The organism is Streptomyces cyaneus, assembly GCF_004028635.1.
Classification (GTDB): Bacteria; Actinomycetota; Actinomycetes; order Streptomycetales; family Streptomycetaceae; genus Streptomyces; species Streptomyces cyaneus.
Map to the genome: position 1 here is coordinate 1 of NZ_RQJW01000024.1, position 15,538 is coordinate 15,538.

15 protein-coding genes are annotated in these 15,538 nt (G+C 71.7%); 12 read left to right on the forward strand and 3 right to left on the reverse strand.

Annotation, left to right across the window (positions count from 1 at the left end; genetic code table 11):
- The 8 genes from sucB to EHO50_RS42065 all read left to right on the forward strand — a co-directional run.
- On the forward strand, window positions 1-1,060 hold a 1,060-nt coding region (gene sucB / locus EHO50_RS42035; protein ID WP_128437152.1), incomplete at its 5' end, for a 2-oxoglutarate dehydrogenase, E2 component, dihydrolipoamide succinyltransferase.
- Window positions 1,061-1,405: 345 nt separating this feature from the next.
- Complete coding sequence (locus tag EHO50_RS42040) at window positions 1,406-2,038, forward strand: GntR family transcriptional regulator (protein WP_128437153.1); 633 nt, start codon at window positions 1,406-1,408, stop codon at window positions 2,036-2,038.
- A 629-nt stretch (window positions 2,039-2,667) separates the two neighbouring features.
- Window positions 2,668-2,907 (forward strand): hypothetical protein, encoded by a 240-nt coding sequence (locus tag EHO50_RS44605; protein WP_181449799.1) that lies wholly within the window; start codon window positions 2,668-2,670, stop codon window positions 2,905-2,907.
- Window positions 2,908-2,964: 57 nt separating this feature from the next.
- Window positions 2,965-3,096 carry a hypothetical protein gene (locus EHO50_RS45760; RefSeq protein ID WP_281288321.1) on the forward strand — a complete coding sequence of 44 codons (132 nt, stop codon included), beginning with the start codon at window positions 2,965-2,967 and terminating at the stop codon, window positions 3,094-3,096.
- Between the two features lie 117 nt (window positions 3,097-3,213).
- Window positions 3,214-3,702, forward strand: coding sequence for a hypothetical protein (locus tag EHO50_RS42050; RefSeq protein WP_128437154.1), 489 nt, complete (start codon window positions 3,214-3,216; stop codon window positions 3,700-3,702).
- 314 nt (window positions 3,703-4,016) lie between these two features.
- Window positions 4,017-6,728 carry a pyruvate dehydrogenase (acetyl-transferring), homodimeric type gene (gene aceE / locus EHO50_RS42055; protein ID WP_128437155.1) on the forward strand — a complete coding sequence of 904 codons (2,712 nt, stop codon included), beginning with the start codon at window positions 4,017-4,019 and terminating at the stop codon, window positions 6,726-6,728.
- A gap of 105 nt (window positions 6,729-6,833) precedes the next feature.
- Complete coding sequence (locus tag EHO50_RS42060; RefSeq protein ID WP_128437156.1) at window positions 6,834-7,817, forward strand: helix-turn-helix transcriptional regulator; 984 nt, start codon at window positions 6,834-6,836, stop codon at window positions 7,815-7,817.
- A 69-nt stretch (window positions 7,818-7,886) separates the two neighbouring features.
- Window positions 7,887-8,405 carry a DUF4240 domain-containing protein gene (locus tag EHO50_RS42065; RefSeq protein WP_128437241.1) on the forward strand — a complete coding sequence of 173 codons (519 nt, stop codon included), beginning with the start codon at window positions 7,887-7,889 and terminating at the stop codon, window positions 8,403-8,405.
- 29 nt (window positions 8,406-8,434) lie between these two features.
- Here the strand turns inward: EHO50_RS42065 and EHO50_RS42070 are convergent, their stop codons facing one another.
- A complete protein-coding gene (locus EHO50_RS42070; protein ID WP_128437157.1) occupies window positions 8,435-8,644 on the reverse strand; it encodes a hypothetical protein in 210 nt (69 codons plus the stop codon).
- A gap of 205 nt (window positions 8,645-8,849) precedes the next feature.
- On the opposite strand from EHO50_RS42070, the gene EHO50_RS42075 reads away from it, so the two are divergent.
- The gene (locus EHO50_RS42075; protein ID WP_128437158.1) at window positions 8,850-9,977 is read left to right on the forward strand and encodes a lipid II:glycine glycyltransferase FemX; all 1,128 of its coding nucleotides are present in this window, start codon (window positions 8,850-8,852) and stop codon (window positions 9,975-9,977) included.
- Window positions 9,978-10,038: 61 nt separating this feature from the next.
- Here EHO50_RS42075 and EHO50_RS42080 read toward each other — a convergent pair whose 3' ends face one another.
- Window positions 10,039-10,824, reverse strand: coding sequence for a peptidoglycan recognition protein family protein (locus tag EHO50_RS42080; RefSeq protein WP_128437159.1), 786 nt, complete (start codon window positions 10,822-10,824; stop codon window positions 10,039-10,041).
- A 192-nt stretch (window positions 10,825-11,016) separates the two neighbouring features.
- Here EHO50_RS42080 and EHO50_RS44370 point away from each other — a divergent pair, with 192 nt between their 5' ends.
- Together EHO50_RS44370 and EHO50_RS42090 are read left to right on the forward strand one after the other, a co-directional pair.
- The gene (locus EHO50_RS44370; protein WP_164905111.1) at window positions 11,017-11,742 is read left to right on the forward strand and encodes a hypothetical protein; all 726 of its coding nucleotides are present in this window, start codon (window positions 11,017-11,019) and stop codon (window positions 11,740-11,742) included.
- A gap of 985 nt (window positions 11,743-12,727) precedes the next feature.
- A complete protein-coding gene (locus EHO50_RS42090; protein ID WP_128437160.1) occupies window positions 12,728-13,912 on the forward strand; it encodes a MarP family serine protease in 1,185 nt (394 codons plus the stop codon).
- 23 nt (window positions 13,913-13,935) lie between these two features.
- Here the strand turns inward: EHO50_RS42090 and EHO50_RS42095 are convergent, their stop codons facing one another.
- Entirely contained in the window at window positions 13,936-14,460 is a 525-nt protein-coding gene (locus EHO50_RS42095) for a GNAT family N-acetyltransferase (RefSeq protein ID WP_128437161.1), read from the reverse strand.
- Window positions 14,461-14,561: 101 nt separating this feature from the next.
- On the opposite strand from EHO50_RS42095, the gene EHO50_RS42100 reads away from it, so the two are divergent.
- Window positions 14,562-15,467: a TIGR01777 family oxidoreductase gene (locus EHO50_RS42100; RefSeq protein WP_128437162.1), complete on the forward strand. Its 906-nt coding sequence runs from the start codon at window positions 14,562-14,564 to the stop codon at window positions 15,465-15,467.
- Window positions 15,468-15,538: the final 71 nt, after the last annotated feature.

Here is a 15,538-nt window from a genome sequence, read left to right on the forward strand (position 1 = left end):
TCCGGCCGCGCCCGCCGCTGCCGCCCCGGCTCCGGTCGCCCCCGCGGCCCCGGCCCCCGCGCCGGCCGCTCCGGCCCCGGTCACCCCGGCTCCGGCGGCTCCGGCTGCCGCCCAGCCGACCGACGAGGGCGCCTACGTCACCCCGCTGGTGCGCAAGCTCGCCGCCGAGAACGGCGTCGACCTGGCCACCGTCAAGGGCACCGGCGTCGGCGGCCGTATCCGCAAGCAGGACGTCATCGCCGCCGCCGAGGCCGCGAAGGCCGCCGCCGCTGCTCCGGCTCCGGCCGCTGCCGCTCCGGCCGCCGCTGCCAAGAAGGCGCCGACGCTGGAGGCCTCCCCCCTCCGCGGCCAGACCGTCAAGATGCCCCGCATCCGCAAGGTCATCGGCGACAACATGGTCAAGGCGCTGCACGAGCAGGCCCAGCTGTCGTCGGTCGTCGAGGTCGACGTCACGCGTCTGATGAAGCTGCGCGCCCGCGCCAAGGACGCGTTCGCGGCCCGTGAGGGCGTCAAGCTCTCCCCGATGCCGTTCTTCGTCAAGGCCGCGGCCCAGGCGCTGAAGGCGCACGCGCCCATCAACGCCAAGATCAACGAGGGCGAAGGCACGATCACCTACTTCGACACCGAGAACATCGGTATCGCGGTGGACTCCGAGAAGGGCCTGATGACCCCGGTCATCAAGCACGCCGGCGACCTCAACATCGCGGGCATCGCCAAGGCCACGGCGGAGCTGGCGGGCAAGGTCCGCGCCAACAAGATCACGCCCGACGAGCTGTCCGGCGCGACCTTCACCATCTCCAACACCGGTTCGCGCGGTGCGCTCTTCGACACGATCATCGTGCCGCCGGGCCAGGTCGCGATCCTCGGCATCGGCGCCACGGTCAAGCGCCCGGCCGTCATCGAGACGGAGGAGGGCACGGTCATCGGCGTCCGCGACATGACGTACCTGACCCTGTCCTACGACCACCGCCTGGTGGACGGCGCCGACGCGGCCCGTTACCTGACGGCGGTCAAGGCGATCCTGGAGGCGGGCGAGTTCGAGGTCGAGCTCGGCCTCTGATCTCCCCGATCGGGTAGTACGGCGCCCCGCCCGGAGCTTCTCCGGGCGGGGCGTCGGCTTTGCGTATCGGCTTTGCGTATCGGCTTTGCGTCGGCTTTCGACGCAGGTCGATTGCCACCCCCTCAAGGGCGCGGGGCTGTGTCGATATGCGGATCCGCCGCGTGGGCGCCACCAGCCCCCGACAACCCGCAGCCGCCCGACGACAGATCACACCGAGCTCTTGCGCACCACACGCCCCACGCCGTGTAAGTCTCGTCTCACCTGCACGAAAGCACCCCCGTCGGCCCTCCCAGCGGAGCGCAACGGCCGTATTGTCTAAACGTCAACGCGCCCTAAGGAGCCCTCATGACCGCCCCCGTCATCCACTCGCTGCGCGAACAGATCCGCGAGCACATCCTGGAGGGGATCATCAGCGGTCGCTGGCAGCCGGGCGAGCGGATCGTGGAGCGGCGGATCGCCACCGAGCTGGAGGTCAGCCAGACACCGGTGCGGGAGGCGCTGCGCGAGCTGGAGTCGCTGCGGCTGATCGAGTCGGCGCCGAACAAGGGCGTGCGGGTGCGGAGCCTGACGGCCGCCGACCTGGAGGAGAGCTACCCGGTCCGGGCCGGCCTGGAGGCGATCGCGGCCGAACTGGCCGCGGAGAAGCTGGCGCTGGACTGCTCCGCCCTGGAGCCGCACGTCAACGCGCTGTACGAGGCCGACCGCAAGTCCGACGGCACGGCCCAGGTGCGGCACACGGTCGCCTTCCACCGCGAAATGGTGCGGGCGGCGGGCAACTCGGTGCTGCTGCACACCTGGGAGGGCCTGGGTATCGAGGTGTTCACGGCCCTGTCCATCCGGTGGCTCGGGACGGTGCAGCAGTCGTACGCGGAGGAGCACGAGGAGCTGGTGGCCGCGTTCCAGCGCCGGGATCCCCGGATCGCCGAGCTCGTCAAGGCCCATGTGCTGGGGTGCGCGCCTCGGCACGAGAGCGAGTAGCAAGCGCCGAGTTCGTTACGGCCAGACACCACCGGACCCCACCACCATCGGCGGGTCTGACCGCCGTACCGGCGGCGCTGCCGTTGATCGGGCCGATGCTGCGGCCTCGTACGCCCGCCTGTGGCGGACCTCCGGGGGTGTGCAGATCGAGGTCCGGCGGCTGGGACGGCCGCCTCGGCGCGCCGACTGCAGGCCACGCTGCGGCAGTTGCCGGGAGTGAGCCGCGCCGAGGTGAACGGCACGCTGGGCTGCGTGTACGTCGGCTGCGGGCCGCCGGATATCGACCTCGGGATGGTCGTCGGTGTGGTCGCTGCCGCCGATGCCGCTGTCGAGGAGGGGGGACGGGGTGAGGGCGGGCAGCGCGATGAGGTGAGGGGCAGGGGCGGCCTACGGTGGGCTGCGGGGCCTGCATCCGCTGGTGATGTCGGCGATCCAGTTCGTGGAGTCCACCCCGCCGCTGCGCGACGGCATCGCCCGCCGGATCGGCGAGACGGCCACGGAGCAGGGCGCTGGGCATCCTGCTCGGCGGCAACCTGGGCGAGATCATCTTCACCCTGGGGAGCACGCTGCTCACCGGGCGCAGTGCGCTGAACGCCCGCCGGCTGCTCCCGGTCAACCTGCTCACCGACATGCTGCCCGCCATGGTGGCCGCGGCCGTGGTGGGGTCCCTGGTGGTGCTGGGTGTGGTCGTGACCGTGCCGGGGCTCAGCCACTTCTTCGGCAACAGTCGGCCGCTCGGTCCGGTGGGCTGGACGATCGCTCTGGCGCCGGCGGCGGGGGCCGTGCTGGTGCCCGCCGTGGCCCGGGGCGCCGTCGACGCGCTGGGGAAGGTTCACCCGCAGGACACTCCGGTGCAGCCTGCCGGTTGACATCGGACCGGACAAAGGAGCCGTACCCAGCTCGACGCACACGAAAGGCGGCTCACCATGCCACACATCCTCACCACGATCCTGACCCAGGTGGCGGTCGCCCTGCTCGAGGCCGTCCTGGTGCGCCTGGCCATCCAGCTCTGGAAGGCGTTCGGCACGAGCGCACCCGCGGCGGCCGCCCACGCCTGACCGGCGACGCAAGCCACCTGGACGAATTGTCCGTTCAGGGCGGGTTTAGCTGCGCGTATCGATGGAAGGCGGCTGGAAGGACCCACTGCCCACGCTTTCCAGCAGGGGAGGACGGTCATGACTTCCCCAGAGCCACAGACCCAGCAAGCGCAGCAGCCGACCCCGCCCGAGGCCGGTACCCAGGCCCAGGCCGGCACCCAGGCCGAGCCGGAGCAGCACGACGAGAGGCGGACCGGCGGCAAGGTGGTGCACATGCACACCGCGCACCCCCGGGTTCCCATCCCCTACGTGACACCGGGCGACATGTTCTCGGGCGCCCGCAAGGCCACGTCAGCGGCCACGACCACGGCCACGTCCCTGCTCCCGTCGCCCCGCAGGCTAGCCTTCTACGGGCTGCTCGGCGGGATGACCGCAGCCGGAGCCATGGCATGGCCGGTCGCGGTCGCCGTCGGTGCCGCCACCGAGGTGATCACCCGCGAGCAGTCGACACGGCATCGCCAGGATCACGAACGCATGGAGCGGCAACGCACCGAGGGCGAGCAGGGCCGACAGACCGCCGCCGACCGGACGGAGACCGGGACGCCCCAGCAGGCAGCGACGGGGTGACCACACCCCCGTCCGCACCGAAGCCGGCGCAAGCCGCCCAAGCTAGCCACCCGGAACTCAGGTGAGCAGGGAAAACGCGGCACCGCGTGCCTGTTTCCCCGGCACCGGATGCCAATTTCTCGATGTCGAGACTTTTTAGCCTTCCCCCCTTTGATCGATCATCGATCAGGGAGTTACAGTCGCCGACGGGCCGCGCGGCGGGAGCCGCATGGTGTCACCGCACCGAGGCCCACCGCCCTGTCCTGCCAAAGACCAAGGGCACCCCCGAACCCTTACAGATGAGGGAACCCCCTTCGACTGAGGAAGGCGGCGACATGACCGACCCCAACGCCATCCAGCCGAGCGCGCTCGACCAGCTCCCGGACCGTGACCCGGAGGAGACCGCCGAATGGCAGGCCTCGCTGGACGCGGTCGCCAAGGCGGCCGGGCCGCATCGTGCGGCGTACCTGATGCGTCGCACGCTGGAGCGTGCCGAGGGCACCGGCATCGCGCTGCCCAAGCTTCTCGAGACGGACTACGTCAACACCATCCCGACCGCCGCCGAGCCGTCCGTGCCCGGTGACGAGGCGATGGAGTCCCGTATCACCGCGTGGAACCGCTGGAACGCGGCCGCCATGGTGACCCGGGGCAGCAAACACGGCGTCGGCGGCCACATCGCCACCTTCGCCTCCGCGGCCTGGCTCTACGAGACCGGCTTCAACCACTTCTTCAAGGGCAAGGACTCCGGGGAAGCGGCCGGCTCCGGCGACCAGCTGTACATCCAGGGCCACGCCTCCCCCGGCATCTACGCCCGCGCCTTCCTCGACGGCCGGCTGAACGAGCACCACCTCGACAACTTCCGCCGCGAGTCGGGCGGCGACGGTCTCCCGTCGTACCCGCACCCGCGCCGCCTCCCCTGGCTGTGGGAGTTCCCGACGGTGTCGATGGGCCTCGGCCCTCTCTCCGCCATCTACCAGGCCCGCTTCAACCGCTACCTCACCAACCGCGGCATCAAGGACGTCTCCGCGTCCCACGTGTGGGCCTTCCTCGGCGACGGCGAGATGGACGAGCCGGAGTCCACGGCGGCACTCGCCCTGGCCTCCCGCGAGGGCCTGGACAACCTGACCTTCGTCATCAACTGCAACCTGCAGCGCCTCGACGGCCCGGTCCGCGCCAACTTCAAGATCGTGCAGGAGCTGGAGGCCCAGTTCCGCGGCGCCGGCTGGAACGTCGTCAAGACGCTGTGGGGTACGGCGTGGGACGAGCTGTTCCAGCTCGACACGACCGGCGCGCTCGTACGCCGGCTGCGTGAGGTACCCGACGCGCAGGTGCAGACGTACCAGACCCGCGACGCCGCCTACATCCGCCAGGACTTCTTCGGCAAGGACCCGGCGCTCGTCGAGATGGCGAAGCTGCTGAGCGACGACAAGATCCTGGAGTGCTTCCACCTCTCCCGCGGTGGTCACGAGGCGCGCAAGGTCTACGCCGCATACAAGGCCGCCGTCGAGTTCAAGGGCGCGCCGACCGTGATCCTGGCCCAGACGGTCAAGGGCTTCACCCTCGGCGAGGGCTTCGCGTCGAAGAACGCCAACCACCAGATGAAGAAGCTGACGGCGGACGAGTTCAAGGCGATGCGCGACCTGCTCGACCTGCCCATCAAGGACAGCGACTTCGTCGACGGGGTCGTCCCCTACGGCCACCCCGGCGCCGACTCCCCCGAGGTCCGCTACCTCCAGGAGCGCCGCGCGGCCCTCGGTGGCCCGGCCCCGGCCCGCCGTGTGCACCCGGTGGCCCCGCTGCCGGCCCCGGCGGAGAAGGCGTTCGCCTCCTTCGACAAGGGCTCCGGCTCCCAGAACGTGGCCACCACCATGGCCTTCGTCCGCCTGATCAAGGACCTGGTCCGCGACAAGGAGACGGGCAAGCGCTGGGTGCCGATCGTGCCCGACGAGGCACGCACCTTCGGTATGGAGAGCCTCTTCCCGTCCCTCGGGATCTACTCCCCCAAGGGCCAGACGTACGAGCCGGTCGACCGCGACCAGCTGATGTACTACAAGGAGGCCAAGAACGGCCAGATCCTCAACGAGGGGATCACCGAGGCCGGTTCGATGGCCGACTTCATCGCCGCGTCGACCGCGTACTCCACGCACGGCGAAGCGATGATCCCGTTCTACATCTTCTACTCGATGTTCGGCTGGCAGCGCACGGCCGACCAGATGTGGCAGCTCGGCGACCAGCTCGGCCGCGGCTTCCTCGTAGGCGCCACGGCGGGCCGTACGACGCTGACGGGCGAGGGCCTGCAGCACGCCGACGGCCACTCCCCCGTCATCGCCGCGACGAACCCGGCGGCGCTGACGTACGACCCGGCGTTCGCGTACGAGGTCGCGGCGATCGTCAAGGACGGTCTGCGCCGGATGTACGGCGAGGCGGCGCCGGGTGAGGACCCGAACGTCTTCTACTACCTCACCGTCTACAACGAGCCGATGCCGCAGCCCGCGAAGCCGCAGGGCCTCGGCATCGACGAGGGCATCGTCAAGGGCCTGTACCGCTTCAACACGGCGGAGTCGGCCGAGCTGTCCCCGGCGGCCAACGCCCCGCGCATCCAGCTGCTGGGCTCCGGCACGGCGATCCACTGGGTGCTCCAGGCGCAGAAGCTGCTCGCGGAGGAGTGGGGCGTGGCGGCCGACGTGTGGTCCGCGACCTCCTGGACGGAACTCCGCCGCGACGCGCTGGAGGCCGACGCGGCCCTGCTGCGCGGCGAGGAGCGGGTGCCGTACGTCCGTCAGGCGCTGCACGGCGCCGAGGGCCCGGTGCTGGCGGTCTCCGACTACATGCGCCAGGTGCCCGACCAGATCGCGCAGTGGGTCGAGCAGGACTACTCCTCGCTGGGCGCGGACGGCTTCGGCCTCTCCGACACCCGCGAGGCCGCCCGCCGCCACTTCGGCGTCGACGCCGAGTCGATCGTCGTCGCGGCGCTGGCCCAGCTCGCGAAGCGGGGCGAGGTCAAGGCGACGGCGGTGAAGGAAGCGCGGGAGAAGTACGGCCTGTAGCAACTGACGCTCAGTGAAGGGGTACGGCGGCTGCCGTACCCCTTCGTCGTCTTCGTCGTCTTCGTCGTCGACGGTGTTGTCAGTGGGCCCCGGCATGATGGCCGTATGCGTGCTGCCCGGCTGATCAAGATGGTGCTGTTGCTCCAGTCCCGGCCGTCCATGACCGCTGCCGAGCTTGCGCGGGAGCTTGAGGTGTCCGAGCGAACGGTCACGCGGGATGCGCAGGCGTTGTCGGAGGCGGGGGTTCCGGTGTATGCCGACCGGGGGCGGGCCGGGGGTTACCGGCTCATCGGCGGGTACCGGACCCGGCTGACAGGGCTCGCGCGGAGCGAGGCGGAGGCGTTGTTCCTGTCCGGGGTGCCGGGCGCGCTGCGGGAGATGGGGCTGGAGGACGCCGCCTCCGCCGCCCGGCTGAAGGTGTCGGCGGCCCTGATGCCCTCCGTGCGCGACGCTTCCCGTTCCGCCGCCCAGCGGTTCCATCTGGACGCCCCGAACTGGTTCAAGGAGACGAAGGCCCCCGAGCTGCTGCCGGCCGTCGCGGACGCGGTGTGGGACGACCGGCGGATCGTGGCCCGGTACCGGCGCGGGGAGAGCGAGGTCGAGCGGGAGCTGGAGCCGTACGGGCTCGTACTGAAGGCGGGGGTCTGGTACCTGTGCGCCCGGGTCGCGGGCCACGGCTCGTACCGGGTGTACCGCATCGACCGCTTCACCGCCGTGGACCCCGGTGACGGGCGGTCCGGGCGGTTCGAGCGGGACGAGGAGTTCGATCTGCCGGGCTTCTGGGACGAGCGGGCGGAGCAGTTCGCGCGGTCCATTCTGCGGGCCGAGGTCGTGGTGCGGGTGTCCCCGGACGGGGTGCGTGCACTGCCGTACGCCGTCGATCCGCAGTCCGCGCGGGAGGCACTGGACGCGGCGGACGCCCCGGACGAGGACGGGTGGGTGACGCTGACCCTCCCGGTGGAATCCGAGGAGGTCGCCCACACCCAGCTCGCGTCGCTCGGCCCGCAGGTCGAGGTGCTCGCGCCGGAGACACTGCGGGAGCGCTTCGCGAGCGACGCGATACGGCTGGCCGCGCTGTACCGCTCATGAGGGGTACGCATAACAATCCGTCGCACTCCACGTGCGCCCCACCCGCACAGGGCCGATGCTTGACCCGTGATGGACGAGACGGAGTTCTGGGAGCTGATCGACGGTACCCGCGAGGCCGCCGAGGGCGACCCCGAGGAGCAGGCCGACCTGCTCCTGGACAAGCTGCTCCAGCTGGACCCGGACATGGTCCTGGACTTCGCCCGTCACTTCGAGGCCCGCTACAACCGCGCGTACACCTGGAACCTGTGGGGCGCCGCCTGGGTCCTGCTGGACGGGGCCAGCGACGACGCGTTCGACTTCTTCCGGTGCTGGCTGATCGGCCAGGGCCGCGAGGTGTACGAGGGCGGTGTGCACGAGCCCGACTCGCTCGCCGACCTGCTGGGCGACTTCGACGAGGAGTTCGACGGCGACGGCGAGGAACTCGGCTACGCCGCGGACGAGGCCTACGAGCAGCTCACCGGCACCGTCGCCCCCGACCTGGGCATCGCCCCCGCACCCTCGGAACCGGAGGGCGCACCGGTCGACTTCGAGAACGAACGGGCACTGGCGGAGCGGTACCCCAGACTGTGGGAGCGCTTCAAGGACTGAGACCGAGGGCTGAGACCGAGGACTGGACCTCAGGCCATGGCCCGCCTGCGGCTCGGGTCCGACGGGATGTACGCCTGCGTCTGCTCGGCCTGCACCGCGTGGTACATCGGGGCCTTGTTGGCCTGGTCGAGCGCGGACGCCGTGACGGCGGCCGGCCCCAGGACGACGGTCGCGACCGCGCAGGCCACCGTCCAGAAACGCTTGCTGCTGCCGCTGTTGTTGCCGCTGCTGCTGCTCATGATCCCCACCTCCGGTCAGTGCGTGTGCATGACGATAGGGAGGCAGTCTCGGCGCGGTCCTTGAGTCGGCTACGAGAAACCTGTGAGGCGTTTTCGCCTGGTGACCGACGTCACCGGCCGGGTCGGGAAGGTTCACGCCCCGTCTCTTGACCCGTTGCGTGATCTCCGGCTTAGGGTGGCCGCCCCGACCAGGAGCACCCTGCCCATGACCAGCCTGTTCGTGCGGGAGATACCGCGCGCGGAGCACCTCGCCCATCTGCGGCGGTATCCCGACGCGAGCCATCTGCAGATCCCCGAGTGGGGCGATGTGAAGCCCGACTGGCTGCCGGAGAGTGTCGGCTGGTTCGAGGACGGGGAGATGGTCGCGACGGCGCTGGTCCTGTACCGGCCGCTGCCCGGAACCCGGCGCTACCTCGCCTACCTCCCCGACGGCCCCGGGATCGACTGGCGTACGCCGCGGCTGGAGCGCTGGCTGGACCCGCTCGTCGCCCATCTGAAGCGGATCGGGGCGTTCTCGGTCCGGATCGGCCCGCCCCTCGTCGTACGGCACTGGGACGCGGCCACCGTGGCGGCGGGCATCGCCGACCCCGACGTACGTCATCTGCACGAGCTGCCCCCGGCCGGCATCGACGGATACGCGCTCGACGCCGCGGAGCGGCTGCGGCGGCTCGGGTGGCGGCGGTGCGAGGAGGACGACGGGAGCGGCTTCGGGCTCGGTCAGCCGCGGTACGGCTGTGAGATCACGTTGGCGGGGCGCTCGGTGGACGAACTGCGCGGCGCCCTCGCACCGCACTGGGAACAGTCCCTGCGACTGGCCGAGGCGTCAGGCGTCCGGGTCTCCTGGGGCTCGGCGGCCGACCTGCCCGAATTCCACCGCCTGTACACCGCAACCGCCGCCCACGACGGCTTCAAGGCCCGCCCGTTGGACTACTTCCGGCGCATGTGGAAGGCCCTGAACGCCGAGGACGGCGACCGGCTGCGCCTCTATCTCGCCGAGTACGACGACGAGGTGCTCTCCGCTGCCCTGATGATCAACGTCGGCTCCCGCGCCTGGCACTCGTACGCCGCGTCCGGCCGCCGGGGGCGCCAACTGCGACCCAGCAGCGCACTGTTGTGGCGCATGCTGTGTGACGCCCGTGCGGCGGGCGCCGAGACGTACGACCTGCGCTCCATCACCCCCGCCCTCACCGAGGACCGCCTGCTGGGCCGCCTCCGCTTCAAGACGGGCACGGGCGGCCGCGCCGTGGAGTACCTCGGGGAGTGGGAACTTCCAGTCGGCAGCCAGGGCAGGGTGCTGCAGCGGGCGTTGGGGGTTTATCTGGGGCGGCGGTGAAGGGTGGGGGCGGCGGGTCGGCGAACGGCTGGTGGGCCGAGAGTGTCTGAGAGCGTGCGGATCAGCGTCTGCCCTGCAGACGGGCCGCCGTCTCCCTGATCTCCGGGAGGAGAGCGCTGAGCGCCGCGCCCGGGCAACTGGTCATGTAACCGTCCGTGTGGCCGGCCAGCGCGGGGAGCATGGCAGTGGTGCCGGCGGAGTAGCGGCTGTGGCTGTTGCTGGAGGTCAGGCGGACCGTCGCGCGCGGGTCCGTGTCGGACAGCCCCAGCTTCCACGCCGCCAGCGCGGCGATCGCGTCGGTCATCTCCTTCGGCACGGGGACGCCGGCCGTGAAGGTGCCGATGGCGGCTATGCCGGTGGTGCGGTGGTTGAAGCCCTGGGTGTGGGCGCCGGTGACGGGGCGGTCGACGCCGCCCGCGCGGCCCTCGTAGATGGTGCCGCAGCGGTCGACGAGGAAGTTGTAGCCGACGTCGTCCCAGTCACGGAAGCCGGTCTGGCCCGCGTACAGGTAGCGGATGATGCGGGGCGTGTCGGCGCAGTCGTAGCCATTGGGCGAGTCGGTGTGGTGGACGAACACGGCGACGACCTTGTCGTCGTAGCGCGGGGGCGGCTGGGCGTGCCGGGTGTCGTCGTCCAGCCAGACCGACCTCGGCACGATGTGCGGCCGGGCCGCCTTGTGCACGGCCGCCGGACGCGCCACGACCTGCCGCCCGGACTCCGCGACACCCCGCTCGACCCCGCTCGCGCACAGCACCAGCGCGAGGACGGCGGCGAGGCCGGGAAGACAGCCGAGAAGCACGAGCACGGTGGGCGGTATACGCCGCCCGGCACCGGACTGCGGCCACATCCCGGCTTGCCCCCCGGCAGGGGACCACAGCCGGATCCGGCATCGCTGCCCGGCAGACAGCCACAGCCCGACCCGGGAACGCCGCCCAGCAGACAGCCACAGCCCAACTCGGGAACGCCGCCGGGCAGGAGCCTGCAGCCGGTCCCCGGACTGCCGCACAGCTCGGAGCTGCAGCCGGCCTCGGGGGTGGCGATGGGCTCGGGAGTCGTGCTGCGCTCGGGAGTCGCGTGGGGCACGGGAGTGCTGCCCGGCCCCGGACCGCCGCCCGGCCTGGGCCTGCCGCAAGTTTCGAGGCCGCTGCCGGTATCGGGCCTGCCACGCGGCACCGCGCACCGGGCCAGCCCACCGCTCCGAGCCGACCGACTGCTTCCGCTCGGCCGCCTCTTCTCGCTCGGCCGCCCGTTCCCGCCCAGCCGACCGCTCCCGTACAGCAGGCTCATTTCGCACGGCCGGCTGCTCCCGCCCAGCCAACTGCCCCCGCTCGGCAGGCTGTTCCTGGATGGCAGGCTGTCCCTGCACGGCAGGCTGTTCCTGGACGGCAGGCTCTTCCCGCTCGGCCAGCCGCCCCCGCCCAGCCGACTGTTCTCGTGCAGCAGGCTCTTCACGCACGGCTGGCTCTTCCTGCTCGGCCGCCGCCCCCTCTCGCCCGACCAACCGCTCCCGACCAGCCAACTGTTCCTGCCCAGCCGACTGCTCCCACCGGACCGGCTGCTCCTGCCCAGCCGACTCTTCTCGCACGGCTGGCTGCCCCTGCCCAGCCGGTTGTTCCCGCCCGGCCGGCGCTTCTCGCCCGACCGACTGCTCCCGCCCCGTCGGCTGCTCGCACTCGACCAGCGGCTCCTGCCCGGCCGACGCTTTCCGCCCAGCCACCTGCTCCCGTACGACGGGTTCTCTTCGCCCAGCCTGCTCTTCCCGTAGCCCTGGCTCATCTCGCCCCCAAGGCGATGTTCGCGAGGCACCGAGCGACGCTCCCGTATCCGGCGTCGTCCCTAAGCCGTCCGCCGCTCCCCCGCCCGCCGACGTCCGCCCGGCATCCATGGCCCGCCCGGAATCCGCGACCCGCCCGGCCTGCGCTCGGCGCCAGGGACCCGGCGTTCCCATGCCCCTTCCCTCAGGCGCTCCCGTGCCCCCTCCCTCGGGCGCTCCCGAGACCCGCCCCGCCCTCCGCGCTCCCGGCTCACGCTCCGCACCCGGCCCGCGGGCAGCGCCCCCAACCCGACCCACGCCCGGCTCAAGCGCCGCACCCTGCTCACGCCCTACTCCGGACCCGCACGCATCCCCCTCGCCCCACCCCGCACCGGGCCCGCGGGCAGCGCCCCCAACCCGACCCACACCGGGCTCAAGCGCCGCACCCTCTACAAGCCCAACTCCCGGTCCGCACGCATCCCCCTCGCCCCACCCCGCACCGGGCCCGCGGGCAGCGCCCCCAACCCGACCCACACCGGGCTCAAGCGCCGCACCCTCTACAAGCCCAACTCCCGGTCCGCACGCATCCCCCTCGTCCCAACCCGCACCCGACCCGCGCGCAGCCGTCTCCTCCTCCGGCTCCGCACCCGGCCCGCGCGCAGCCCCCTTCTGCCGCCCCGCGCCCAGCCCACCCCCACCCCCCGACCGCCCCGGTATCCCCGCAGCCCACGGTATTCGTACGGCACGTGGTCCCCGTCTCCCCCGTGTTCGTCGGAAGACCCGTCGGGTGACCCGTCGGAAGGCAAACATGGTCCTACTGTCCGACGGATCCGGTCCGCCCGCGATGTGTGGTGTGCCACGCGGTGGAACCATCGTCCTGGTCCGGGGCGTTTCTCCAGGTGCACGCAGGGTGGCCGGTTCCGATCAGTACGCGTGCGCGTGCTGATCAACAGGCGCCTCGCGCGCGTACTAAGGGGTCCGAGAGAAAGGCGGCTCCGTGGACCTGCTCGACATCCTGCTGTTGCTGGTGATCCTGGCCTACGCAGCGTCCGGCTACCGGCGTGGACTGGTCGCCGGCTGCGTCTCGCTGGCCGGCTTCGTGGGCGGTGCGGTGATCGGCGTATGGATCCTGCCGTGGATGATGGGCCTGGTCACACCGGGGACGACGCAGGCGACCGTGACCGCCGTGCTCACGGTGCTGGTCCCGGCGGTGGTGGTGCACGAGCTCGCGGGGCGGCTGGCTCTGCGGCTGCGCAGGGAGCTGGACCGGGGGCCGCTCAGGGTGGCCGACGGCGTCGGCGGGGCCGTGGCCAACTCGGTGGCCGTACTGATCGTGGCCTGGGTCGCGGCAAGCGTTCTCGCCGCGTCCTCATCCCCGCTGCTCACGTCGGCGATCCGGGACTCCCGGCTGCTCGGGACCGTGCAGGAGGCCATGCCGGACACGACACCCGCCTGGTTCTCCCGGGCCACCTCCGCACTCACCGAGGCAGGCTTCCCACAGGTCTTCAACCCGTTCGAGAACGAGTCGACCGCCGAGGTCGCAAGACCCACCGGCGACAGCGTCACCCCTGCCGCGACGAACGCCGCCAAGCTCAGCACGGTCAAGATCGAGGGTGTCTCGGGCACCCAGGGCCGCGAAGGCAGCGGCTTCGTCTACACCCCACAGCACGTGATGACCAACGCCCATGTGGTGGCCGGCATCGACGAACCGAGCGTCCGGGTCGGCGGCGTCGGGCGGTCGTACGAGTCACGGGTCGTGCTCTTCGACCCGGAGCGGGACGTGGCCGTGCTGTACGTCCCCGAGCTGCGCGCCCCCGTCCTGCGGTTCGACGACGACGCCACCCGCGGCGACTCGGCCGTCGTGGCGGGCTACCCGGAGGACGGCGACCTGAACCTCCAGGCGGCGACGGTCGCGAACCGGGTGCGGGCGACCGGCCAGAACATCTACAACGACGAGACCGTCACCCGCGAGATCTACTCGATCCGCTCCACCGTCCGCCCCGGCAACTCCGGCGGCCCGCTGCTGACCACCGACGGCAAGGTGTTCGGCGTCGTCTTCGCCCGCTCCACCTCCGACGACGAGACCGGCTACGTCCTGACGGCGGCCGAGGTCGCCTCCGACGCGAAGCGCGCCGCGAACGCGACGGCACCGGTGGACACGGGCGATCTCGTCACGTCCTGACCTCACCTCCCGGGGCGAGCGGATCAGAGACGGCGCCCCATGATCACGTCGTCCACATACTCCCCGCCCAGGAAGAACTCCTCCGGCAGCACCCCCTCCACCACGAACCCCTCGGCCTCGTACAGCTTGCGGGCCGGCGTGTTGTGGCCGAGGACGCGCAGCGTGATGCGGCGGGCGCCCCGGCGGCGGGCCTCCTCGACGGCCGCGCGGACCAGCGCCCGGCCGACACCACGGCCACGGGCCTCGTCGGCGACGGCGATTCCCTGGATCTGCCGTACGTGCGCGTTGGCGGCGAGCGGGGTCGGGAAGGCCAGGCGGATGTAGCCCACGATGCGGCGGTCGAGCTCGGCGACCAGATGGTCGTCGGGGGCGTGGCGCTCGTCGAAGAACGGCCGGTACGGCGGCTGCGGCTGTGGCGTGACCGCGTGCAGGAGTGACCATGTGACACGGTCGAGGAGAGCCAGCTCCTCCTCGTCGTCGGGCAGGGCGGTGCGTATGTACGGCGATGACGACGGCGATGGCGATGGCGACTGGTACGGCTCGGGCATGAGCGCCACCCTATGACCGGAGCACGGGAATCCGACCGGGCTGGGGGTCCGGGGGCTCCCCCCGGGAAAGCGCAGCATGTGGTCAGAGGCAGGATGAAGTCATGCAACTTTCAAGGATTGTGGTGGCCGGCTCCTCCGGCCTCATCGGCAGCGCCCTGGTGCGATCCCTGGCCGCGGACGGACACGAGGTGGTGCGGCTGGTGCGCCGCGCGCCCAGGTCCGCGGACGAGGTGCGCTGGGATCCGGAGGGGAGGTACGTGGATGCGGCCGGGCTCGCCGGATGCGACGCGGTGGTCAACCTGGCCGGGGCGAACGTGGGTTCGCGCCGCTGGACGGAGACGTACAAGGCGAAGCTCCGGTCCGGCCGGGTCCTGGGCACGGCGGCGCTCGCGGAGGCGGTGGCCTCGCTGAAACCTCAGGAGCGGCCCCGGGTCTTCGTCAACGGCAGCGCGATCGGCTACTACGGCGAGACCGGCGAGCGGGAAGTCGACGAGAGCGCCCCGCCCGGGGAGGGCTTCCTGCCCTCGCTGGTCGTCGACTGGGAGGGCGCGGCGACCCCGGCCCAGGAGGCGGGCGTACGGACGGTGTTCCCGCGCACGGGGCTGGTGGTGGCCCGCGAGGGCGGGGCCTGGGGGCGACTGTTCCCGCTGTTCAAGGCCGGGGTCGGCGGGCGCATGGGGGACGGGCGGCAGTACTGGTCGTTCGTGTCGCTGCACGACGAGGTGGCCGCCATCCGGCATCTGATCGAGCGCGACGACCTGTCGGGCCCGTTCAATGTGACCGCCCCGCAGCCGCTGACGAACCGTGAGATCACCGAGGCGATGGGGCGGGTGCTGCACAGGCCGACGCTCTTCACGGTTCCCGCGCCGGTGCTCCGGGCGGTACTCGGCGAGATGGCCGGGGATGTGCTGGGCAGTCAGAGGGTGCTGCCGAAGCGGTTGCTGGAGTCGGGTTTCACCTTCGCGTTCCCGGAGATCGAAGGTGCAATCCGGGCGGCCGCCTCGTAAAACCCGGCCAGCAGCAGGCGCCCGTATGCGACCACTGTGCGACCGTGCTCTGCCCATGCGCGACTGTTTCT